Source organism: Halorubrum sp. DM2, from assembly GCF_901686465.1.
Lineage (GTDB): Archaea > Halobacteriota > Halobacteria > Halobacteriales > Haloferacaceae > Halorubrum.
Genome location: NZ_LR594487.1, coordinates 400,607 through 421,656, shown reverse-complemented (window position 1 = coordinate 421,656; position 21,050 = coordinate 400,607). Strand labels below are relative to the sequence as shown.

Genomic DNA, 21,050 nt, shown 5'->3' with positions numbered 1-21,050 from the left:
CGATCACTCGATCCGGAGTTCGCCGTCTGCTCCCGCTTCGTCGCCGTCCTCGTTCCACTCAAGTTCGAACTCGACGCTCAGTTCTCCCGGCCCGTCGGCGGGGCCCTCGCGCTCCGCCTTCACCTCGAAGGTCGGACGGGCGGGGGGTTCGAGCGTCGTCGACTCGCCGCCGCGCGAGAGCGTGATGGCGTCGCCCGCGTCGAGGGAGTCCGCGACCGCCCGAAGGTACGCGGCGATCTCCTCGCGGCTCCGCCGACTCTCCGACTCGAAGAGGACTTTCTCGGTCATGCGCGGACGTAGGCGGCGTCAGAATATAAACGTCGCCGCGGTTCGGCGGCCGCTCCCCGGACCGTTTTGTGGCACCCGCTCAAACTCGTACGGTATGTCCGTCTCCGACCCTCTCCGCACGGCCGTCGCCGTCGCGGTCTACTGGACGGCGATCGCCGTCGGCGGGAGCGTGCTCCTCGCCGCCCCGACGAGTCCGCTCGCCGCGCTTCCGGTCCTCGGCGGCGGCGCGGTCGTCGCGCACGCGGCGCGGGCCGACCGCTTCGTCGAACTCGGCTACGCGGTCGGGACGATGTGGATCGCCGTACTCGCGCTGTCGCTCGGCACCGGCGTCGTCGACCCGGTCGCGGTGCCCGCCGGAGAGGTCGCTCCGCTCGCGGACGCCCCGGTTCCCGCCGCGATCGGGACGGTCGCGCTGTTCGGCGTCCTCCTCGTCGCGTACGCGGCGTTCCTCCGCCGGAGCGCCGGGCGCGATACCGCCGAGTCCGAATGAGCCGAGCGCGACGCCGACCGCCTCAGAACCCGTCCTCGAAGACGAACGTCCCAGTCACACCTTTTTCCCGGCCTCGCTCCGCTCGGCCGGCAAAAATCTGTACCAAAAAACCGCACCTCCGAGGACGGCTATCGCTTCGAACAGCCGACCGCCTCAGAACCCGTCCTCGAAGACGAACGTCCCGTTCCGCTGGACGACCTCGCCGTCGACCTCGATGACGGAGTCCTCGCTCATGTCGACGATCATGTCGACGTGTTCGGCGGACTCGTTGACCGCGTTCTCCCCGCCGACCGTCTCGGGGTACGCGGAGCCGACCGCCATGTGGACGGTGTCGCCCATCTTCTCGTCGAACAGCATGTTGTAGGTGAACCGGTCGATCTGGCGGTTCATCCCGATGCCGAGTTCGCCGAGGTGGCGGGACCCCTCGTCGGTGTCGAGGATACCGGAGAGCAGGTCCTCGTTACGCTCGGCGGAGTGCGAGACGACCTCGCCGTCCTCGAACCGGAGCCGGACCCCGTCGATCTCGCGGCCGTAGCGGTACAGCGGGAGATCGAAGTGGACCTCGCCGTCGACGCCGTCGCGCGTCGGCGCGGTGAACACCTCGCCGCCGGGGAGGTTCGCCTCGCCGTCGTCGTTGAGCGTGGAGTTTCCGGAGACGTCGAGCGTGAGGTCGGTCTCCTCGCCCGACTTGATCCGGACCTCGTCCGCGTCGTTCAGAATCTCGACCATGTTCGACTGGAACTCGCGCTGTTCGTCCCAGTCGAGTGAGACGGCGTCCCAGACGAAGTTCTCGTACGCCTCGGTACTCATTCCGGCGAGCTGCGCGTGGCTCGCGGTCGGGTACTGGGTGAGACACCACGTCTTCGAGAGTCGCGTCCGCTTGACGTCCTCCATCGCGCGGTTGTAGGCCGCGTTGGTCTCGGGGTCGATGTCGGCGTCTTCGGTGGCGTTCGCACCGCCGCGGGCGATGACGAAGACGTCCGCCTCCTCGTAGAGCGCGCGGCGGTGGCTCGGCTCGGTGAACTCCTCCGAGGAGCGTTTGAAGGCGCGCTGGGCGCGCTTCGAGTAGTTGAGGTAGACCGGGTTCGCGCCGCGGTCGCCGCAGACCTCGTGGAGCGCGACCGCGAGGTCCTCGGCCTCCTTGGGCATCTGGATGACCACGTCGTCGCCCGACTCGATGCCGGTGGAGTGGTCGGCGATGATCTCGGCGTGTTCGCGTACGCGTGCGTCCATGTCGTCCGATTTCACGGCCGGGGAATTACGGCTTTTCCTTCCGGCGCGCCGAGCGGGGGACCGTGAGCCGTCAGAACCGTCGCGACACGCCCCGGCCGCAACGCGTTTGCCCCGCCGCCGCGTAGCGTCGGACATGTCTCGGCTCGCGTTCCGCGCGGCCGCGGCGGCGGTCGGCGTCGTCCTGCTCGCCGTCTACCTGACCGCCGCGCTGTTCGTCGCCGACCTGCTGCGGGCGGTCTGGACGGCCCGCCCCGCCCTCCCGGTCCTCCTCGCGCTGCTGGTCGCCGGCGCGCTCGGCTCGGCGTACCTCAGTTACCGAGTCGGGACCGCGCAGGTCCTCGCGAGCCTCGACGGGGACCGACTTCCCCGGGAGCACGCGCCGGGCCTCCACCGGCGGGTCGACGCGCTCGCCGCCCGGATGGACCTCGCGCGGCCGGCGCTGTACGTCACGGACACGCGCGCGCCGAACGCGTTCGCGGTCGGCGGCGGGTCGGACGGCGGCGCGCTGGTCGTCGACCGGTCGCTGTTCCGGCTGCTCTCAGTCCGCGAGATCGAGGCCATCCTCGCGCACGAGCTGGCGCACTTGGAGCGGCGCGACGGGTTCGCGATCGCGATGGCCGACGGGATCGGGCGCTCGGTGGTCGGACTCGCCACGGTGGCCGCGCTGCCGGCGCTGCTCGCGCTGTCGGGTCTCGCCGGTGCCTCGGCGTGGATCCGGGGGCGACCGAGCGACCGGTCCGGGCCGTTCGCGCGGCTCCACCGCGCGCTCGCCGGGGGGCTGTTCGCGGGGTTCGTCCTGACGACGCTCCTCTCGCGGTCGCGGTCGCGCAAGCGGGAGTTCGCCGCGGACGATCGCGCGGCCGAGGTGACCGGCGACCCGATGGCGCTCGCCCGAGCGCTCCGCCGGATCGAGCGCGCGACCGAGCCGACGTGGCCGTTCGCACCGTTCTCGACGCATAGGCGGACCGAGGACGCGACCGAGCGCTGGCTGTCGACGCACCCGTCGACCGACGAGCGCGTCGAGCGGCTGCGGCGGCGGGCCGAGTCGCAGGGTCCGACGCGGCGGATCCCGGCCGGACCGTCGCGACGGCCCGCCGGGCGCAGGCGAGCGTATCGGTGAACCCGGTGTCGCAGAAGCCGAACCCGTGCGGTGGCGCGTGCCGGTGAGCGCCGCATCGCGGCGCGAACCGCACACGCGAGGGAGTCGACCGGTCGGAGCGAAGCGGAGACCGGTCGACGAGGCTGGGGAGGCGTGAGGCTGCGGTTGCGGTGCGGGGTGGGACTCGAAGGGGCAGTCGCGAGGACGAAGACGCGCGACGTAAGGACCGCAGGAGCGAGCAACACGAGCGACGAGGACCGCAGCGAGCGCATCGAGTCCTCGCGACTGGGGCTTCGGCGGTCTCAGTTGTGAAGCCGTCTTCGACAAAAACAGTATCGTACAGCCGAGCGACTGGGGCTTCGGCGGTCTCAGTTGTGAAGCCGTCTTCGGCAAAAACAGTATCGTACAGCCGAGCGACTGGGGCTTCGGCGGTCTCGGTCACCGAGTTCGTCGTCCCGTAACGAACATCTGGGGCTTCGGTGACCGCGTATCAGGCGATGTCGCGGTCGTCGTCGGCGTGCGCGCGGACCCACAGCCGGCCGATCCGGGAGAGGCTCGTCCGGTAGGACTTCCCGTGTTCCTCGCGCTCGATGTATCCCTTCCCGCCGGGGCCGAGCCGGTCGACGTTGTAGATGACCTTCGAGCGGAACGAGTCGGTGTACTCCTCGTTGAGCTCGTCGGCGAGCGCCTCCGCCAGCTCCGAGACGGACTCGAACTCGCCGTGTTCGCCGAGGGTGAACAGTACCAGCTCCTCGAACGGCTTGACGTTCTGGAACGAGGCGACCGGGAGCTCGATGACGTGGCTGTCGCCGATGCGCTTCGCGCCGATGGTCGTGCCGCGCTCGTCGAACTCCGCGAGCAGGTCGGTGGTGCTCGCCAGCCGGTCGGAAACGCGGTCGGGGTCGACGCCCGCCTCGGCGAGCGCGTCGGCGTCGCTCCCGGCGTCGAGGTCCCGGAGGAGGTCTCGCGTGGCGCGCAGCTCCTCGGCGAGTTCGGTCTCGAGGTACTTCTCGGGGGCCGTGTAGTAGGTGTGGATGCGGTCGCGCTCGGCCTGCCGCTCGACCATGATCGAGTGGGCCGCGGTCGCGAACGCGAACGAGACGGGCCGGGGCATCGAACAGAGGTTCACCCACACCTCGCGCTCCTCGGCCGGAGCGTCGTCCCCGTCGCGGTCGCCGCCGTCGTCACGGTCGCCGTCCTCGCGGTCCAACTCCGCGTTTATCAGGTCGTAGGCGCGCTCGAAGGCGGCGTCGTAGTCGTACACGTCGTCGAGTCGCTCGCGGACCGTCTCCGCGCCGAGCAGGTTCTGAAAGTCCTGTTCGAGCTTCCGCGCGATGTTCCGCGAGTACTCGACGTTGCCCTCGCTGCCGACCGTCCCCTCCAACAGGATCACCCGGTCGACGTCGAACTGGTCTCGGATGAGGGGGGCTATCATCCGGTCGTAGTCGAACCCGACGGGCACGACGTGGGTCTGCATACGCCACACTTCGCGGGGCCGGTTAAATATCTCCCCGAGTGGCGCTCCGTACCGGATGTGGCTCGGCTACACGGTGTCGCGGTCGGTGTAGGTCACGCGGTGGGCGATCAGCCCGTCGGCGTCGACCGTGTGGAAGTCCGCGAAGCCGAACGCGACCCGCTCGTCGTCCTGCCGTCCGCTGAACGTCCCGCGGACCGCCGCCGTGTCGCCGTCGACCGCGACCGCGAGTACCTCGTGTTCGCCGTCTGACAGCGGGCGCTCCTCGCGGTAGAACCGCTCTAACGCGTCGATCCCCTCGATCGGATCCTGGCCCGGCCGGTCGTAGACGACGTCGTCGGCGAACAGCGCCAGCAGGCCGTCGTAGTCGTCGTCGTCCACGCGCTCGTAGTAGCTTCGGACCGTCTCGCGGAGCCGTTCAGAGTCGGGCGTCTCGTCGCTCGCCTCGTGGTCGGGTGTCGCGTCGGTCACGGGCGTCCGGACGGGCCGGCGGGACGTATGCGTTGCCCCGCGAGCGCTACGATTATGCCGTGCCACGTCGTATCGACACACAGAATGTCACAACAAGAGGGACACGACGAGCTCTACGTCGACCAGTACACGCTCGGGCTGGTCGGGCCCGATCAGGAGTGGGCCGGGACCGTCGCGGACGGCGGGACCGTGAAGACGTACACGCCGCCGGGCTGTTGGGGGCCGATGGTGACGCCCTCGTTCCGCGGCGGCCACGAGGTGACGCGACCGATCCGCGTCGAGGGAGCCGAGGTCGGCGACGCCGTCGCGATCCACATCCGCGACGTGGAGGTGACGAGCATGGCGACCAGCACGGGGTCGATGGCGGAACGCGAGGCCGCGTTCGGCGACGACCCGTTCGTCGACCACCGGTGTCCCGAGTGCGGGACGGCGTGGCCGGACTCCGTCGTCGAGGGGACCGGCGAGGACGCGATCCGCTGTGCGGAGTGCGGCGCGAACGCCTCCTCGTTCGGCTTCGAGTACGGGTACACCGTCGCGTTCGACCACGAGAACGCGGTCGGGATCACGCTCGACGAGGAGGGCGCTCACGAACTCGCCCTCGACGCCGACGAGGTGATGGACATCCCCGAGAACGCGCGCCAGCACCCGATCCTGCTGTACGAGCCGGACGAGATTCCCGGCACGCTCGGCCGACTGCGTCCCTTCGTCGGCAACATCGGCACCACCCCGCCGGTCACCATGCCCGACTCGCACAACGCGGGCGACTTCGGGCAGAACCTGATCGGCGCGGACCACGACTACGGCGTCGAGACGGAGGAAGACCTCGAACTGCGCACCGACGGCCACATGGACGTGCCTGAGGTCCGAGCGGGCGCGACGCTGATCTGCCCGGTCGTCGTCGACGGCGGCGGGATCTACGTCGGCGACCTCCACGCGAACCAGGGCGACGGCGAGCTCTCCCTCCACACCACCGACGTGAGCGGGACGGTGACGATGGACGTGGAGGTGATCGAGGACGTCGAGCTCGGCGGTCCCGTCCTCCTCCCGAACGAGGAGGACCTCCCGTTCATCAGCGCGCCGTACACCGACGAGGAAGTCGCAGCGGGCGAGGGGCTCGGCGCGGAACACGGCGTCGACGTCGACACCGACGCCGCGCCGATCCAGGTGATCGGCTCCGGCGCGACCGTCAACGACGCGACGCAGAACGCATTCGACCGCGCCGGAAAACTGCTGGACATGACCGAGGGCGAGGTCCGCGCCCGGTGTACGTTCACCGGCGGCGTCCAGATCGGGCGGCTCCCGGGCGTGGTCCAGCTCGACATGCTCGTCCCGATGGATATCCTCGCAGACGCCGGTCTCGACGCCGCGGCGCGCGAACAGTACGAGCTGTAAGGAATCCCTGCGCACGGTCAATCCCCTCATTTTCTCGGGCGTCCCGGTGCGAACGCCACCGAAGCCCCAGCCGCTCACTACGACACAGTTGCTGCTGGGAACACGACCACCGAAGCCCCAGCCGCTCGGTGGTATGTGGTTGCTTATGAATTGCCGATCGACACGGACACTCCCGAAGCCCCAGCCGGGAGGCGGGCGGACGCTCGCTGCGCTCCTCCCTCGCGCTGCTCGCTGCGGTGCTTACGTCGCCTCCGCCCGCCTCCCGGCTGCCCCTTCGAGTCCCACCCCGCACAGCACAGCCTCACGCCTCCCAGCCTCGTCGACCGGTCTCCGCGTTTCTCCGACCGGTCGACTCCCTCGCGCGGCGCTCTCGCCGGCGGCTTCGCCGCCGGCTGTCCGAGGGACCTGCGGTCCCTCGCTACTCGCGGCCGCCTTCGGCGGCACGCTCGGAGGCACGCAGGGAGGCGCGACGCGCCACTTGTAGCCGGCGGCAGGGCCGCCGGCGACGCCACCGCACCGCATTCCGCCCGTCAGTCGTATCGGTATAGCCTGTCTCGACCCGCCCGTTTATGCCGGTGGAACCGGGAACCTTACGCGATGAGTTCGGGCGAGAGTTCCGGCGCGAGCGGATCGGAGAGCGCCGACGGCGACTTCGGCTTCGCGGAGCCGGCGACCGACCAGTCGTTCGAGAACGCGCTCGCGAAGGCCCGCGACGGAGCGCGACTCTCCGTCGACGACGCGACGGAACTCCTCGCGACCGGGACGGACCGGGAGGGGATCGACCCCGTCCGCAAGGAGGCGGTGTTGGAGGCCGCGGACCGCCGCCGGGCCGAGACGGTCGGCGACGAGGTCACCTTCGTCGCCAACCTCAACAACAACGTCACGACGGCGTGCAACACCGGCTGTCTGTTCTGTAACTTCAAGGACTCCGCGCACGCCTTCGAGGCCGACAGCGACGTCGACCACGCGGGATTCACCAAGCCGCCCGCGGAGTCGCGCGCGGTCGTCGAGGACGCGCTCGACATGGGCGTCTACGAGGTGTGCTCCGTCTCGGGGCTCCACCCCGCGTTCGCGCTGAACGAAGACCACCACGAGATCCTCGCCGCGCGCGACGACCCCGCGAGCGAGGTGAACTACAAGCCGCCCGAGACCTACGCCACCGACCCCGGCACCTACCTCGAACAGATGGACGCGATGTCCGTCGGCGGGGTCCACCTCCACTCGATGACCCCGGAGGAGGCGTACCACGCGAAGCGCGGCACCGACTGGGAGTACGAGAGCGTCTACCGCGAACTCGCGGCTGCGGGACTCGACTCCGCGCCCGGTACCGCCGCCGAGATCCTCGTCGACGAGGTCCGCGACGTGATCTGCCCGGGGAAGATCCGCACCGACGACTGGGTCGACGCCATCGAGGGCGCGGTCGCCGCCGGCCTCGACGTCACGTCGACGATGATGTACGGCCACGTCGAGACGGTCGAACACCGCGCGCAGCACCTGAAGGTCATCCGTGACCTCCAGGACCGGACGGGCGGTATCACGGAGTTCGTCCCCCTCTCGTTTATCCACCAGAACACCCCCCTCTACCGGCGCGGCGTCGTCGACTCCGGGCCCTCCCGCGCCGAGGACGAACTCGTGGTCGCCGTCGCGCGGCTCTTCTTAGACAACGTCGACCACGTCCAGGCCTCGTGGGTGAAGTCGGGCGACGAACACGGCCTCAAACTGCTCAACTGCGGCGCGGACGACTTCATGGGCACCATCCTCTCGGAGGAGATCACCAGCCGCGCCGGCGGCGAGTACGGCGAGTACCGCTCGTTCGACGATTACGTCGAGATGATCACCGCGATCGGTCGGACCCCCGTCGAGCGCTCGACCGACTACCGGACCCGCCGCCGGATCGACCCCGACGACGGCCCGCACGGTCCGCGGCTCGGCCCGCGCGCCGACGGCACGCCGATGCTCCCCGAGCGCTCGGCCGGAAGCGACGCCGCCGAGGCTCCTCCCACCGACGCCGACGACTGAGCCGATCCGGGGAATTGGCCGGAACCGCCCGGAACCGGTCGGACACCGAACACGTTCCGCCGAGCGCCAGCGGCTCCCAGCGAGTGGGAACCGCCGGTACCCCCTTTACTATGATACTCGTCAACGTATGTGAGATGGGGGCACCCGACGCACAGGCGACCGACCGTCAGGCGGGGGGTTCTAAAGCCCGGGACGGCGACGCGCTCGGCGCGGACCGGCCGTCGCTCACGCGCTCCGACGAGCGGCTGCTCTCGTACCTCGCCGACGTCGGTGCGGACTATCAGGCGTTTATCGCCGGGAACACCGGCCTGTACGACGGTCACGTCGAGTCGCGGCTGACCGCGCTGGCGGACGCCGGCCTCGTCGAGCGCGTCTCCGGCGAGGCCGTCTACCGCGTCACCGACGCCGGGCGCGACGCGCTCCGCGACGACTGCCCGCGCTGGTCGGACTGAGAAAACGGCTCCGAGCCCCTCGAAGCGCGCTAGCGTCCGAGTTCCGCGTGCGCCGACGAGAGGTGTCGCGACCCGAGCGCCGCGAGCAGGTTGAGTTCGCCCGCAAGCGCGCAGACCGCGATCGACTCCGCGAGCGCGTCGGCGTTCGCCCCGGCCGGGTCGCCGCCGCCGGCGACGCCGAGGATCTCTAAGCTCGCGCGCTGGGTCGCCAGCTTCGTCCCGCCGCCGACGGTCCCCACTTCGAGGCTCGCCAGCGAGACGGAGACGTACAGGTCGCCGTCGTCGGTCGTCTCGGCGGTCGTGATCGCGTTCGCCCCCTCGACGACCTGCGCCTCGTCCTGCCCGGTGGCGAGGAACATCGCCGCGACCGCGTTGGCGACGTGGGCGTTGAAGCCGAGCGCACCCGCCTTCGCGGAGCCGACGAGGTTCTTCCGTGTGTTGATCTCGGCGATCGCTTCCGGGCTCGTGTGGAGTCGGTCCTCGACGACCTCGCGAGGGATCGTCGCGTCCGCGACGACCGAACGTCCGCGGCCCTCGACGGCGTTGATCGCGGCCGGCTTCTTGTCCGAACAGAGGTTCCCCGAGAGCGCGACCAGCGAGGCGTCCGTCTCCGCCTCGATCACGTCGCAGGCCTCGCGGGTGGCGATGGTGGCCATGTTCATCCCCATCGCGTCCTTCGTGTCGTACCGGAACCGACAGAAGACGTTGTTGCCGACGACGTACGGCGTCACGTCGAGCAGTTCGCCGTGGCTCGTCGTCGACTCCGCCGCCTCGGCGAGCGCGTCCTCGTTGTCGCGGACCCAGTCGACGAGCGCCTCGGCCTCGGCGACGCCCGCGACCCGGAAGACCGGCGCGCGGGTCATCCCGCTCTTGGTCACCCGAGCGGTCGCGCCGCCGGCGTCCTCGATCGCGGAGCAGCCGCGGTTGATCGACGCGACGAGCGCACCCTCGGTGGTCGCCAGCGGGAGGTAGCGTTCGCCCGAGCGCGCGCCCCCGTCGATCGTCACCGGGCCGGCGACGCCGACGGGCACCTGAACGCCGCCGAGCGTGTTCTCGATGTTCGAGCCGTGGACCGCCTCGGCGTCGAACGCGTACTCGCCGAGCGCGTCGAGGTCGGCGTCGGTCGCCTCCGCGACGAGCAGCCGGCGCGCGGCGGTCGCCGTGTCGGCGTCGACGTGGTCTTCCAGCTCGTGGAAGCGGAGGTCACCGTCGCGGACGCGAGCCGCGAGGTCCGCGGGAGTCGGTTTCGACATGCCGATGGATCCTCGCGGCGGGCGCTAATGACTGTCGGTTCCGGGCCTCTCGCGGGGGACGGGGAACGAATCGAACGGCGGCTACCGGCCGACGAACCCGGAGAGCCGCTCGCGGATCGACTCGCCGCCCAGCTTGAGGTAGTAGGCGTCGCCGCCGTCCTCGTAGTAGTCGTCGATGCGGCGGATCACCTCGAAGCCGAGGTGTTCGTAGAAGCCGAGCGCCGAGCGGTTTGTCGTGCGGGCGTGACAGGTGACCGACCGGTGTTGCTCGGCCACGTCGGCGACGAGGCGCTCGGCGTACCCGCGGCCGCGGCAGTCGGGGTCGACGGCGAGAAAGAGGATGTAGCCGTCCCGGCGGACGGAGGCGAAGGCGACGAGCCGGTCGTTCTCGACGAGCAGGTGGGCGGTCGACCGGCGATACGCGTCGACGAAGAAGCCGCGTCGCTGTCGGAGGACGCCCTCGGCGGACTGAATGCGCTCTTTGAGCTCCCACGCGGCGGTCGCGTAGTCGGACTCGCCGGGCGGGTCGATCCGCTTTTCGACGTTGACGCTCACTGCGATGACCTAACACGCCAGCGGAATATAACTCCACCGCCAGCGGGGACGATTTCCACCACCATCGGGGACCGTTGCGGGCGGAAGACGCGCTCTCGGCGGATCGGCGTCGGTCTGCGTCGGAGCCGCGACTGAGACGGCCAATACCGTGACCGAAGGGTTTTGTCGCGGTCGCTCGTGGTCGCGATCAATGACCGACGAGTCGTCCGGGGTCGAACTGCTCCGGCGGGCGTTCCTCACGGGCGTCGCCGTGGTCGTCCCCGCCGTCATCACGCTCGTCGTCCTCGCGTTCGCGTTCAACGCGGTGTACGACTACCTCGACGCCTTCTCGTCGGCGGTCGTCGCCGTTTCGCCGGGGCGCGGACTCCCGATCGTCGGCGCGATCCCCCGCGAGGTCGCGATCGAGATCGCGACGCCGGTCGTGTTCGTGGCTGCCATCCTCCTCTTGGGCGCGGCGGTCGAGTCCTCGCGGTACGGCGAGCGCGCCGTCGACTACGTCGACGAGGCCGTCGAGCGGGTACCGGGGGTCGGCTCCGTCTATCAGGGGTTCCGACAGATGAGCGACGCCATGCTGGACTCGGACGGCGGGAACTTCCGCGAGGTCGTCCTCGTGGAGTTCCCGACCGAGGAGACGTACACGCTCGCGTTCGTGACGAGCGAGACGCCCGAGGTCATCGCGGACCACGCCGACTCCGAGGGCGAGGGGATGCGGACCCTGTTCATGCCGATGGCCCCGAACCCGGTGATGGGCGGCCACGTCGTCTTCGTCCCCGAGCGCCGGGTCGTCGACGTCGAGCTGACGGTCAACGAGGGGATCCGCGCGCTGGTCACGAGCGGCGTCGCCTTGGAGGAGGTCGCGGCCGACCTCGACGGTGTCGACCCGACCGACCTGCGCACCGACGCGCCGGAGCGGACCGTCGACGCGCGGTTCCCGGCGGACGAGCGGCCGGAGAGCGCCGGGGAGCCGCGGGACGAACCGAGGGACGAGCGACGATGAGCTACGAACTCCGCGACCACACCGCCGACGTCGCCGTCGAGGCCACGGCCGGCACCCCCTCCGCGCTGTTCGCGGCGGTCGCCGACGGACTCACCGCGGCGAGCGCGGAGTCGATTCCGGACGCCGGCGAGCGGTTCGACCTCTCGGTCGCGGCCGAGAGCCGCGAGGCGCTGCTGTTCGACTACCTCGATCGGCTGATCTACGAGCGCGACGTGCGGCTGGTCCTCCCTACCGACCACCAGTGTACCGTCGCCGAGCCGACGGACGACGGCGACGACTGGCGGCTGACGGCGAGCGCGCGCGGCGTCCCGCTCGACGCGGTCGCCGCCCGGGAGGTCAAGGCGGTCACGTACTCGGAGATGTCGCTGGAACGCCGTGACGGCGGCTGGTACGCCTACGTCGTCTTCGACGTGTGACCCGCGGGAAGCCTCGCTGGGCCGGGTCGCCGGCACGCCGGGTCGCGCCCGCCTGACGCAACGCCCTTCCCCGCCCGCGTCGAACGCCGTCGTATGACAACGCGCGAGGTCGGCGGCTTCGAACTGCGGAAGGTGCGCGAGCACGTCTGGGAACTCCCCCGCGAGGGCGACATGAACGTCCCCGCGCGGGTGCTCGCGAGCGAGTCGCTCCTTGAGGAGATCGGCGGGGACGACACACTCGAACAGCTCCGCAATGCGACGCACCTCCCCGGGATCGCCGCCCCCGCGCTCTGTATGCCCGACGGCCATCAGGGGTACGGGTTCCCCGTCGGCGGCGTGGGCGCGATCGACGCCGAAAACGGCTGTATCTCGCCGGGAGCGGTCGGCTACGACATCAACTGCGGCGTTCGGATGGTGCGGACGAACCTCACCTACGACGACGTTCGGGGCCGCGAGGAGGAGCTCGTCGACGCCCTGTTCGAGGCGATCCCCTCGGGGCTGGGCGGCGGCGGCGTGATCGGCGGGACCGCGGACGCGATCGAGGGCGCGCTCGAACGCGGCGTCGAGTGGGCCGTCGAGGAGGGGTACGGGATCGAGAGCGACCTCGCGCGCTGCGAGGACGAGGGGCGACGGCCCGACGCGCGACCGGAGTACGTCTCCCAGAAGGCGATGGACCGCGGCCGCAACCAGATGGGGTCGCTCGGCTCCGGCAACCACTTCTTGGAGGTCCAGCGCGTCACGGACGTGTTCCGCGAGGACGTCGCCGACGAGTACGGGCTGGAGGAGGACGGGATCGTCGTCCTGATCCACTGCGGGAGCCGCGGGCTGGGCCACCAGACCTGTAACGACTACCTCCGCCGGATCGAGCAGGAACACGGCGACCTGCTCGACGAATTACCAGACAAAGAGCTCGCGGCCGCCCCGGCCGGGTCGGAGCTGGCCGAGGAGTACTACGGCGCGATGGGCGCGTGCATCAACTTCGCGTGGGTGAACCGCCAGCTGATCACCCATCAGGCCCGCGAGACGTTCGGCGAGGTGTTCGACGCCGACCCGATCGACGACCTCGGGATGGAGCTGCTGTACGACGTGGCGCACAACATCGCGAAGCGGGAGACCCACGAGATCGGCGTCGACGCCGAGGGCGATCCCGCCGTCGGCGACGCGGTCGTCGACCGCGAGGAGCGCGACCTGTACGTCCACCGCAAGGGCGCGACGCGGGCGTTCCCCGCGGGCAACGCGGACGTGCCCGCGGTCTACCGCGACGTGGGCCAGCCAGTCATCATCCCGGGGAGCATGGGGGCCGGCTCGTACGTCCTCCGGGGCGGCGACGAGTCGATGTCGGTGTCGTTCGGCTCGACCGCGCACGGTGCCGGACGCCTGATGAGCCGGACGCAGGCGAAACAGGAGTTCTGGGGCGGCGACGTACAGGACGACCTCGAAGACGGCCAGCAGATCTACGTGAAAGCGCAGTCGGGCGCGACCATCGCGGAGGAGGCCCCCGGCGTCTACAAGGACATCGACGAGGTGATCCGCGTCAGCGACGACCTCGGCATCGGCGACAAGGTCGCCCGCACCTTCCCCGTCTGTAACATCAAGGGGTGAGCGCAGTCGGAACGGGTCGCCTCAGCGCTCCCGCTTCGCCTCGCGGCCGAGGTGGTCCTCGACGGCGGTGACCTTGTCGGCCGCGGTCGCGTCGCTCGTCCGTTTGTCGTCGATCTTGAGGAACGTCGAGACGCGGTCGCCGTCGACCGCCTCGTGGGCAGCCGCGGCGGCCGCGAACAGCGTCTCCGCGTCGTCGGCCTCGATGACGGTTCCCATCGGGTTGGTCTCGTAGCTCACGTCGAACTCGTCGAGCGCGGCGACGGCCTTCGCGACCTCCTCCGCCATGCTCCCCTCGATCACCGGCGCAACGCTCAACATCGCGATCGCTGTCATAGGCGTGGATGCGCGGTGCGGTCACTTAAGCGGTCGCCGGAGATCGGGATTTGTGTGGCGGTTCTGACGCCCGGCGCTACAGGAATTCTGTCTCGAACACGACTGTGACCCCCGAAGCCCCAGCCGCGAGGCGGGCGCACGCTCGCTGCGCGCTTCAGTCGCTCACTGCGTTCGCTCCTTCCAGTGCTTGCGTCACCTGCGCCCGCCTCGCGGCTGCCCCTTCGATTCCCGCCCGCACCGCACCTCACACCTCCCCAGCCTCGTCAGTCGGCCGGAGCGAAGCGGAGGCCGACTGACTCCCTCGCGCGGCGCTGCGTCGCGGCCGCCGGTGGCGGCCGCTCGCAGGCGCGCGCCACCGCGGAGGATCGGTCTAAGCGAACCGTCCAGAGGGGTTACTCCAGCGCGTCTTTGAGGAACGACAGCTGGTGACCGATCGCGCCCTCGAAGTCCCCACCCAGCACCGAGAAGTGGTCGGCGGGCATCGAGACGACCGTGCCGCGGTCGAGCCGCTCGCCGGCCGCCGCGACCGCGTCGGCGTCGACGATGGCGTCGTCGGTCCCGGCCAAGAGGAGCGTCGGGGCGCGGATCTCGTCGAGGCGCGTGACGGGTCGGTAGCCCGCGAGTCCGAGCAGCGACCGTGCGGGCGTCTCGTTGCGCCACGCCGACTCGCGGTCGACCAGATCGATGTACTTCCGCTTGGTTCCGGGCTCCGTGATCGCCGCGAGCTCCTCGGTGCCGCCGACGATGGGGACGGTGCGGCCGCGACCGAACCGGTTGCCGATCCGGTCGCGGAACCCCGCGAGGGCGGCGCGCGCGAGGTACCGCCCGCCGCGTCGCATCGCGATCGCGCGCCCGTCGAGCATCGGGACGAGGCCGACGACCGCGTCGACGTCGCGGCGCTCGGCGGCGAGCGTGAGGACGTGCGCGGCCGACAGCGACGCGCCCCACAGCACGAGGTCGCCGCCGACGGCGTCGACGCGTCCCGCGCGGTCGATCGCGGCCGCGTACGCCGCGCGCTGCCGAGCCAAGTCGATCGCCTGCGAGTCGCCGTCGGAGTCGCCGAACTCCGGGTGATCGAAGAGGAGGGCGGCGTAGCCCGCGTCGGCGAACCGCTCCGCGACGGCGGGGTAGCCGAACGTGCGCTCGGCACCGAGCCCGGGTGCCATCACGACGACCGGGGGGTCGTCGGGGTCGCCGCCGGGCAGGTACAGCGTCCCGCGGCAGGTCGTGCCGTCGACGTCGAACGCGACCGCGCGCGTGGCGAACCGCTCGCGGGCGGGGCGCGACAGTCGGCGCTGCGCCCGGTTGACCGGGTTGCGCCGGGTCACCGGTCGGCCTCCGGGTCGCTCTCATGGCTGGCCTCTCCGTCGCTCTCGTGGCTGAGGGTGTCCAGCACGCGGGCCGAGAACTCGGTCTCGGAGATCTCGTAGCTGTTGAGCGCCTCGAACCACTCCGCTTCGGCGTGCCACGTCCCGAGGACGTCGCCGGGGGACCGAACGACCGTGCCCTCGACGCGGACGGGGTCCCACTCGTCGGCCTCCGCGCGGTCGATGAGCGCGTTGAGCGCGCGCCCGATCTCGCCGCGGTGGACCTCGCGGCCGGGGAACGCCGTCATGTACGTCAGCTCCAGCGGGTCGCCGAGGTCGATCGATTCGACGCTGACGCCGTAGCTGCGGAGCGCCGGCTCCACGTCGGCCGTCCGCTCGTCGCCGGTCATACCCGATCCGTCGGCGGGACGGGATAAATCGGTACCGGCACGCGACGGCGACGCGACTGGAGAGAAGAGGGAGGGAAGGTCATCAGCCGAAAGCCGCGGACGGGGGGTCGACCGCCAGAAGGCGGCCGGAAGTGGGTTGTCAGAGGCACACGATTATCCCGCGCGGCCGATTGGCAGTACCCCGCGAAGCGACATAAACGCTCGGGCCGGGGACCATTTATGCCGCTCCCGTCCTTGTGTCGGGTCACATGCTCACCGCGGCCGCGACGGCGCTGAAGCGAAGCGACGACGCCGCGGGCACCGTCCTCGTCGGCGGAGTAGTGAGCCTGCTCGCGTGGGTCCTGACGCCGCTGTGGCTCGGCGGCGTCCTCTTCGTCAGCCCGGTGTTCCTCGTTGTGGCCCCGGTCGCGCTCGCGCCGTGGCTCGTCGCCCGCGGGTACTTCGTCCGCGTGACGCGCGGCGCGGTCGACGCGGGGACCGCGGCGGACGCGCCGCCGCTCGTCGCGTGGGGCGAGTTGGTCCGCGACGGTCTCAAGTCCGCACTGCTGTCGGCGGCGCTGCTCGCGCCGCTCGCGGGCGGTCTCGCGGTCGGTGTCGGGGTCGTCGCCGCGCTCGTCGCCGGCCCGGTCGATCCGGCGTCCGTCGCGGCCGCCGTCGAATCGGCGCTCGGGCCGAACGGGCCGGCGGCCGTCGCCGCGGTCGCCGGCGTTGCCGTCGCCGCGCTCGTCGGCGCGTACCTCCTCGCGTTCGCGTACGTCCGCCCCGCGGCGCTCGCCGTGTTCGCGACCACCGGTCAGCTCAGGAGCGGGCTGAACCCGCGGAGAGTGGCCGGCGTCGCCGCGACCGGACCGTACGCCACCGGATGGACGCTCGGCGTCGCGACGCTCGCGGTCGGGTTCGCCGTCGCCGCGCCCGCGATACCGTTGGTCGTCGGCGTCGCGCTCGCGTTCGCCGTTCGGGTCGTCGCCCACGGCCTCTACGGACGCGGTGCGGGGAGGGCGATGGCCGGGGAGCCGACGACGGATCCGGGCTCGCGGCCGGACGGCGACTCCGTCGTCGACGCTGCCGACCACGGGCGCGACGGACCGCCGACGCCCGTGGTGTCGGGCGACGGCGGACGGCCGGTGCGGAGCGAACCGCCGGCCGCGATCCAGATTGGTCGCGCCGTTCCGGTCGGCGGGGCCCGCGATGCCGACGGCGACGCGCGCGACTCCGCCGAGGGCGACCGCTTCGGCCCGGACGGCGGCTTCGAGTGGGGGCCCGCGCTGGACGACGCGGAAGACAAGAGTTGATACGGTCCCGAGCGAACCCACGGCCATGCGCATCTCCGAGCGGGGGTACGGCGAGGAGGGCCGGGAACGGCTCACGCTGGTCCCCGAGAACGTCGACGATCTCTGGCACCTCGCGCACGTCCTCGAACCCGGGGACCTCGTCGAGGGCGACACCACGCGACGCATCCAGCGGAACGACGACCAGATGCGGGACACCGGCGGACAGCGCGAGCACATCTTCGTCACGCTGGAGGTGGAGGACGTGGAGTTCGCGCGGTTCGCCAACCGACTCCGCGTCTCCGGCGTGATCGTCGGCTGCTCGCGGGAGGACCAGCTCAACGCCCACCACACGCTCAACGTCGAGGAACACGACGAGATCACGGTCGAGAAACACTTCAAGCCGGACCAGACTGAGCGGTTAGAGGAGGCTACCGAGGCCGCGGAGAACCCCGACGTGGCCATCGCGACCGTCGAGGAGGGGGCCGCGTTCGTCCACACCGTCCAGCAATACGGCACCGAGGAGTACGCCTCGTTCACGAAGCCGACCGGGAAAGGCGAGTACTCGCGGCCCCGCGAGGAGCTGTTCTCCGAGCTGGGCGACGCGCTCGCGCACCTCGACGCCGACGCGGTCATTCTCGCGGGCCCCGGCTTCACCAAGCAGGACGCGCGCGACTACATCGACGAGGAGTACCGGGACCTCTCCGACCGAGTCACCACCGTCGACACCTCCGCGGTCGGCGACCGCGGCGTCCACGAAGTCCTGAAACGCGGCGCGGTCGACGAGGTCCAAAAGGAGACCCGCATCTCGAAGGAGGCGAACCTCATCGATGAGCTGACCGAGAACATCGCGAAGGGCGCGAAGGCGACGTACGGGCCGGAGGACGTGGCCGAAGCGGCCGAGTTCGGCGCTATCGAGACGCTGCTCGTCGTCGACGAGCGGCTTCGCACTGAGCGCCAGAACGACGGCGACTGGACCATCGACGTGAACGATGTGATCGAGTCGGTCGAACAGCAGGGCGGCGACGTGGTCGTGTTCTCTTCCGAGTTCGCACCCGGCGAACAGCTGTCGAACCTCGGCGGCATCGCCGCGATACTGCGCTACCGACTCCAGTAAGTGGCCGGCCGTCGGTATGCGGTGGCGCGCGCCTGCGAGCGGCCGCCACCGGCGGCCGCGACGCAGCGCCGCGCGAGGGAGTCGCTGGCGGTCGAGCGAAGCGAAGACCGCCAGCGACGAGGCTGGGGAGGCGTGAGGTGCGGTCGCTGTGCGGGGCGGGACTCGAAGGGGCAGTCGCGAGGACGAAGACGCGCGACGCAAGGACCGCAGGGAGTGAGCGAAGCGAACGACTGAGGACCGCAGCGAGCGCATCGAGTCCTCGCGACTGGGGCTTCGGCGGTCGTAGTTGCGACGGGATCAGCAGCGTACAGTCGATCGACTGGGGCTTCGGCGGTCGTGTTCTCTGCGGGAGTCGGATCGTTCGCAGCGAAACCAGTCGCGTATAGCGGCCGTGACCTTATGGGAACGCGTCGCCAACCCCGGATCGATGGCGGACCGACCCGGCGGCGACAAGGCCGTCTCGACGACCGTCGACCGCGAAAGCGCCGACGGCGTCGACAGCGACCCGATCCCGGACGACGACGAGCCCCTCCCCGAGGACCTCGACGCGGGCGTCGACGAGGAGGTGAAACGCCGGCTCCGCGAGGCGTACCTCAACGACGAGGAGAACGCGCTGATCGTCACGGCGGTGCGCTCGGTCGGCGACCGCGTCGTCGTCGAGATGCGCCCGCCGCACGGCGACGCCACGCACACCGAGCGGTTCGACGCGCCCCGAGACGGGTCGCTCACGGAGTCGGCGGAATTCCTCGAATTCTTAGAGGCCGCGGGCGTCTCGCCGCTCGATGTCGACGAACTCGTCGGCGCTCGCGTGCCCGCGACCTACGATCCCGAGGAGGGGTGGCGGGTCGATCCCGCGTACCGCGCCGAGTCGACGGCGGACGGCGGAGGTCGGCTCGCGGACGCCCGCGACTGGCTGTGGACCTACCGGACGTGGCTGCTCGCCGCGCTGCTCGTCGGCGGCGAGTTGGCGTTCGTCGCCGTGATCATTCTGGTGTACGCGTGAAGATTCCGCGAAAGCGGGCGTGAAAACGCCTACTTCCCCCAGAACGGGTCCCGCTTCCGGCGCGTGTCGAGATACCCCTGAAGCGCCTCGCGCTCGTCGGCGGTGATCTCCTCTTTCAGCTCCTGTTCTAAGATCTTCGCGTGCTTCTCGGGCACCTCGGTCCAGAGCGTGTCGCCCTCCTCGATGTCGCGCCCGACGGTCGGCCCGTCGATGGCGATGCTGACGCGCTCGCCGGAGCGGGCCTCGTCGACGTCCTCGCCCTGCTTTTGAATCCCGGAGAGCCCGCCGACGCGCTCGAACTCGTTGCCCTCGAAGTAGCCGACGTTGCGGTTGTTCTGGAGCGTGCCGGCGATGATCTCCACGCCGACGACCGCGGGGTCGTTCTGGCGGAACGTGTGGTCGGGGAGGATGCGGAAGCGGGCCGGGCGCACAACCTTGTCCAGCACGGTCTCCTGTTGGGCGCGCTGTTTCTCCTCGACGTAGCGCTCGTAGTCCTCGACGAGCTGGTAGATGACCTCGTTTTTGAACAGCTTCACGTCCGCGTTCTCCAGGTCGGACTCCGCGTTCTGGAGGAGGTCGACGTTGAAACCTAAGATAGCCTTGTGTTCGTCCTGATTCGCCGTCTCCGCGACGGCGATGTCCCGGGGCGCGATGTCGCCGACCTCGGCGCGGAGGATCGGCACCTCGGCCTCGCGGAGCGCGTTCGCCATCGCCTCCAGCGAGCCGAGGGTGTCAGCCTTGACGACGACGCCGTTGTCGGCCGTGTCAACCTCGATCTCGGCGAGTTCCGCCTTCACCTCCTCGATCACGTCCTCGACGGGGCGGTCGCGGACGACTCGGACCGGCGCGCCCGCCATCGCCTGATCGAGGTCGGGGGCGGCGATCTTCACCCCGGCCGCGGCACCGATCTCGCCGACCTTCTCGAACTCCTTCTCGGTGCGGATCTCCGCGAGCGGCTGCGGGCGGAGCAGCGCGCGGACCTCGGTGACGATCGGCTCGTCCTGTCCCCCGACGACGATCTGATCGCCGTTGCGGATCACGCCGTCGTAGACGACGGTGTCGACGGTGGCACCGAACCCGCGCTCGTCTTTCACTTCGAGGACCGTCCCCTCGCCCGGCCCCTGAACGTCGATGGCCATCTCCTCTTTCATGAACCGCTGGGAGAGGCCCATGAGGACGGTCAGCAGGTCCGGGACGCCCTCGCCGGTGAGCGCCGACAGCGGGACGACCCCGATGTTCTTCTGGAAGTCCTGGACGCGCCAGTAGAGGTCGGCGGAGAAGCCGGCGTCCGACAGCTGGCCGATGATCTCGTAGAGGTTCTCGTCGAGCATCGACTTCGCGCGCTCGGACTGCGCCTCCATGCTCCGCTGGATCGGTTCGCCGTCCTGCGGGTTCCAGCCGGGCGTCGTATCGACCTTGTTGGCCGCGACGACGAACGGCGTTCCCGTCCGGCGGAGGATGTCTATCGCCTCCTCCGTCTGCGGCTGGAAGCCGTCGTTGACATCGACGACCAGCACCGCGATGTCGGCGAGCGCGCCGCCGCGGGCGCGCAGCGTCGAGAAGGAGTGATGGCCCGGCGTGTCGATGAAAAGCAGGCCGGGCAGATCGAAATCCGACGGGTCGATCAGCTCGCCGGCCATCCCGGAGATGGTGTCGAGCGGGATGTCCGTCGCCCCGATGTGTTGGGTGATCGCGCCGGCCTCGCCCTCGCTGACGGCGGAGCCGCGGATCGTGTCGAGCAGGCTCGTCTTGCCGTGGTCGACGTGGCCCAGCACGGCGACGATTGGGGTTCGCAGGGTGTCCGCGTGTGTGTGGTCGGTCATATGTGATCGCCCCGAGAAGGTTATACCGTCCGTTCCGCCCGGGCGTCA

The 21,050-nt window shown here is 70.5% G+C and carries 21 protein-coding genes; 11 read left to right on the top strand and 10 right to left on the bottom strand.

Annotated elements, in window-relative coordinates:
- Positions 1-3: 3 nt before the first annotated feature.
- Complete coding sequence (locus QOL69_RS02200; protein ID WP_283401870.1) at positions 4-288, bottom strand: amphi-Trp domain-containing protein; 285 nt, start codon at positions 286-288, stop codon at positions 4-6.
- 94 nt (positions 289-382) lie between these two features.
- On the opposite strand from QOL69_RS02200, the gene QOL69_RS02195 reads away from it, so the two are divergent.
- A complete protein-coding gene (locus QOL69_RS02195) occupies positions 383-778 on the top strand; it encodes a hypothetical protein (RefSeq protein ID WP_283401869.1) in 396 nt (131 codons plus the stop codon).
- Between the two features lie 153 nt (positions 779-931).
- Here the strand turns inward: QOL69_RS02195 and QOL69_RS02190 are convergent, their stop codons facing one another.
- Positions 932-2,011 carry an aminopeptidase gene (locus QOL69_RS02190; RefSeq protein ID WP_283401868.1) on the bottom strand — a complete coding sequence of 360 codons (1,080 nt, stop codon included), beginning with the start codon at positions 2,009-2,011 and terminating at the stop codon, positions 932-934.
- 133 nt (positions 2,012-2,144) lie between these two features.
- Here QOL69_RS02190 and QOL69_RS02185 point away from each other — a divergent pair, with 133 nt between their 5' ends.
- Positions 2,145-3,131 (top strand): M48 family metallopeptidase, encoded by a 987-nt coding sequence (locus tag QOL69_RS02185; protein WP_283401867.1) that lies wholly within the window; start codon positions 2,145-2,147, stop codon positions 3,129-3,131.
- A 469-nt stretch (positions 3,132-3,600) separates the two neighbouring features.
- On the opposite strand, the gene QOL69_RS02180 is transcribed toward QOL69_RS02185, so the two are convergent.
- Together QOL69_RS02180 and QOL69_RS02175 are read right to left on the bottom strand one after the other, a co-directional pair.
- Positions 3,601-4,587 carry an HFX_2341 family transcriptional regulator gene (locus QOL69_RS02180; RefSeq protein ID WP_283401866.1) on the bottom strand — a complete coding sequence of 329 codons (987 nt, stop codon included), beginning with the start codon at positions 4,585-4,587 and terminating at the stop codon, positions 3,601-3,603.
- A 66-nt stretch (positions 4,588-4,653) separates the two neighbouring features.
- The gene (locus QOL69_RS02175) at positions 4,654-5,055 is read right to left on the bottom strand and encodes a nuclear transport factor 2 family protein (protein ID WP_283401865.1); all 402 of its coding nucleotides are present in this window, start codon (positions 5,053-5,055) and stop codon (positions 4,654-4,656) included.
- 84 nt (positions 5,056-5,139) lie between these two features.
- On the opposite strand from QOL69_RS02175, the gene QOL69_RS02170 reads away from it, so the two are divergent.
- The 3 genes from QOL69_RS02170 to QOL69_RS02160 all read left to right on the top strand — a co-directional run bounded on the left by QOL69_RS02170 (position 5,140) and on the right by QOL69_RS02160 (position 8,918).
- Complete coding sequence (locus QOL69_RS02170; RefSeq protein WP_283401864.1) at positions 5,140-6,447, top strand: acetamidase/formamidase family protein; 1,308 nt, start codon at positions 5,140-5,142, stop codon at positions 6,445-6,447.
- Between the two features lie 597 nt (positions 6,448-7,044).
- Complete coding sequence (gene cofH, locus QOL69_RS02165; protein ID WP_283401863.1) at positions 7,045-8,466, top strand: 7,8-didemethyl-8-hydroxy-5-deazariboflavin synthase subunit CofH; 1,422 nt, start codon at positions 7,045-7,047, stop codon at positions 8,464-8,466.
- Between the two features lie 134 nt (positions 8,467-8,600).
- The gene (locus QOL69_RS02160) at positions 8,601-8,918 is read left to right on the top strand and encodes a winged helix-turn-helix domain-containing protein (protein ID WP_283401862.1); all 318 of its coding nucleotides are present in this window, start codon (positions 8,601-8,603) and stop codon (positions 8,916-8,918) included.
- A gap of 29 nt (positions 8,919-8,947) precedes the next feature.
- Here QOL69_RS02160 and hmgA read toward each other — a convergent pair whose 3' ends face one another.
- Both hmgA and QOL69_RS02150 read right to left on the bottom strand, forming a co-directional pair.
- On the bottom strand, positions 8,948-10,171 hold the full coding sequence (gene hmgA / locus QOL69_RS02155) for a hydroxymethylglutaryl-CoA reductase (NADPH) (RefSeq protein WP_283401861.1): 1,224 nt from the start codon (positions 10,169-10,171) through the stop codon (positions 8,948-8,950).
- 81 nt (positions 10,172-10,252) lie between these two features.
- Positions 10,253-10,726, bottom strand: coding sequence for a GNAT family N-acetyltransferase (locus QOL69_RS02150; protein WP_283401860.1), 474 nt, complete (start codon positions 10,724-10,726; stop codon positions 10,253-10,255).
- 190 nt (positions 10,727-10,916) lie between these two features.
- Here QOL69_RS02150 and QOL69_RS02145 point away from each other — a divergent pair, with 190 nt between their 5' ends.
- From QOL69_RS02145 to QOL69_RS02135, 3 genes are all read left to right on the top strand, one after another.
- Entirely contained in the window at positions 10,917-11,723 is an 807-nt protein-coding gene (locus tag QOL69_RS02145) for a DUF502 domain-containing protein (RefSeq protein WP_283401859.1), read from the top strand.
- Positions 11,720-12,139 carry an archease gene (locus tag QOL69_RS02140; RefSeq protein WP_283401858.1) on the top strand — a complete coding sequence of 140 codons (420 nt, stop codon included), beginning with the start codon at positions 11,720-11,722 and terminating at the stop codon, positions 12,137-12,139. Before QOL69_RS02145 ends, QOL69_RS02140 begins: the two co-directional genes overlap by 4 nt.
- Before the next feature lie 93 nt (positions 12,140-12,232).
- Positions 12,233-13,741, top strand: a complete 1,509-nt coding sequence (locus tag QOL69_RS02135; protein ID WP_283401857.1) for an RtcB family protein — start codon at positions 12,233-12,235, stop codon at positions 13,739-13,741.
- Positions 13,742-13,762: 21 nt separating this feature from the next.
- Here the strand turns inward: QOL69_RS02135 and QOL69_RS02130 are convergent, their stop codons facing one another.
- The 3 genes from QOL69_RS02130 to QOL69_RS02120 form a co-directional block, all read right to left on the bottom strand.
- On the bottom strand, positions 13,763-14,074 hold the full coding sequence (locus QOL69_RS02130; RefSeq protein WP_048077856.1) for an MTH1187 family thiamine-binding protein: 312 nt from the start codon (positions 14,072-14,074) through the stop codon (positions 13,763-13,765).
- A gap of 392 nt (positions 14,075-14,466) precedes the next feature.
- Positions 14,467-15,402, bottom strand: a complete 936-nt coding sequence (locus QOL69_RS02125) for an alpha/beta hydrolase (protein ID WP_283401856.1) — start codon at positions 15,400-15,402, stop codon at positions 14,467-14,469.
- Complete coding sequence (locus QOL69_RS02120; RefSeq protein WP_283401855.1) at positions 15,399-15,791, bottom strand: DUF8159 domain-containing protein; 393 nt, start codon at positions 15,789-15,791, stop codon at positions 15,399-15,401. Before QOL69_RS02120 ends, QOL69_RS02125 begins: the two co-directional genes overlap by 4 nt.
- A gap of 248 nt (positions 15,792-16,039) precedes the next feature.
- Between QOL69_RS02120 and QOL69_RS02115 the strand changes: the two genes are divergently transcribed.
- The 3 genes from QOL69_RS02115 to QOL69_RS02105 all read left to right on the top strand — a co-directional run bounded on the left by QOL69_RS02115 (position 16,040) and on the right by QOL69_RS02105 (position 19,179).
- The gene (locus tag QOL69_RS02115; protein WP_283401854.1) at positions 16,040-17,083 is read left to right on the top strand and encodes a DUF4013 domain-containing protein; all 1,044 of its coding nucleotides are present in this window, start codon (positions 16,040-16,042) and stop codon (positions 17,081-17,083) included.
- A 25-nt stretch (positions 17,084-17,108) separates the two neighbouring features.
- Complete coding sequence (locus QOL69_RS02110) at positions 17,109-18,176, top strand: mRNA surveillance protein pelota (protein WP_283401853.1); 1,068 nt, start codon at positions 17,109-17,111, stop codon at positions 18,174-18,176.
- Between the two features lie 427 nt (positions 18,177-18,603).
- Positions 18,604-19,179, top strand: coding sequence for a hypothetical protein (locus QOL69_RS02105; RefSeq protein ID WP_283401852.1), 576 nt, complete (start codon positions 18,604-18,606; stop codon positions 19,177-19,179).
- Between the two features lie 29 nt (positions 19,180-19,208).
- Here the strand turns inward: QOL69_RS02105 and infB are convergent, their stop codons facing one another.
- Positions 19,209-21,002: a translation initiation factor IF-2 gene (infB, locus tag QOL69_RS02100; RefSeq protein ID WP_048077859.1), complete on the bottom strand. Its 1,794-nt coding sequence runs from the start codon at positions 21,000-21,002 to the stop codon at positions 19,209-19,211.
- Positions 21,003-21,050: the final 48 nt, after the last annotated feature.

Bases quoted from the DNA above. Each gene is read 5' to 3' on its own strand.
- QOL69_RS02200 (WP_283401870.1), bottom strand. From the start codon at position 288: ATGACCGAGAAAGTCCTCTTCGAGTCGGAGAGTCGGCGGAGCCGCGAG.
- QOL69_RS02195 (WP_283401869.1), top strand. From the start codon at position 383: ATGTCCGTCTCCGACCCTCTCCGCACGGCCGTCGCCGTCGCGGTCTAC.
- QOL69_RS02190 (WP_283401868.1), bottom strand. From the start codon at position 2,011: ATGGACGCACGCGTACGCGAACACGCCGAGATCATCGCCGACCACTCC.
- QOL69_RS02185 (WP_283401867.1), top strand. From the start codon at position 2,145: ATGTCTCGGCTCGCGTTCCGCGCGGCCGCGGCGGCGGTCGGCGTCGTC.
- QOL69_RS02180 (WP_283401866.1), bottom strand. From the start codon at position 4,587: ATGCAGACCCACGTCGTGCCCGTCGGGTTCGACTACGACCGGATGATA.
- QOL69_RS02170 (WP_283401864.1), top strand. From the start codon at position 5,140: ATGTCACAACAAGAGGGACACGACGAGCTCTACGTCGACCAGTACACG.
- cofH (WP_283401863.1), top strand. From the start codon at position 7,045: ATGAGTTCGGGCGAGAGTTCCGGCGCGAGCGGATCGGAGAGCGCCGAC.
- QOL69_RS02160 (WP_283401862.1), top strand. From the start codon at position 8,601: ATGGGGGCACCCGACGCACAGGCGACCGACCGTCAGGCGGGGGGTTCT.
- hmgA (WP_283401861.1), bottom strand. From the start codon at position 10,171: ATGTCGAAACCGACTCCCGCGGACCTCGCGGCTCGCGTCCGCGACGGT.
- QOL69_RS02145 (WP_283401859.1), top strand. From the start codon at position 10,917: ATGACCGACGAGTCGTCCGGGGTCGAACTGCTCCGGCGGGCGTTCCTC.
- QOL69_RS02140 (WP_283401858.1), top strand. From the start codon at position 11,720: ATGAGCTACGAACTCCGCGACCACACCGCCGACGTCGCCGTCGAGGCC.
- QOL69_RS02135 (WP_283401857.1), top strand. From the start codon at position 12,233: ATGACAACGCGCGAGGTCGGCGGCTTCGAACTGCGGAAGGTGCGCGAG.
- QOL69_RS02130 (WP_048077856.1), bottom strand. From the start codon at position 14,074: ATGACAGCGATCGCGATGTTGAGCGTTGCGCCGGTGATCGAGGGGAGC.
- QOL69_RS02120 (WP_283401855.1), bottom strand. From the start codon at position 15,791: ATGACCGGCGACGAGCGGACGGCCGACGTGGAGCCGGCGCTCCGCAGC.
- QOL69_RS02115 (WP_283401854.1), top strand. From the start codon at position 16,040: ATGCTCACCGCGGCCGCGACGGCGCTGAAGCGAAGCGACGACGCCGCG.
- QOL69_RS02110 (WP_283401853.1), top strand. From the start codon at position 17,109: ATGCGCATCTCCGAGCGGGGGTACGGCGAGGAGGGCCGGGAACGGCTC.
- QOL69_RS02105 (WP_283401852.1), top strand. From the start codon at position 18,604: ATGGCGGACCGACCCGGCGGCGACAAGGCCGTCTCGACGACCGTCGAC.
- infB (WP_048077859.1), bottom strand. From the start codon at position 21,002: ATGACCGACCACACACACGCGGACACCCTGCGAACCCCAATCGTCGCC.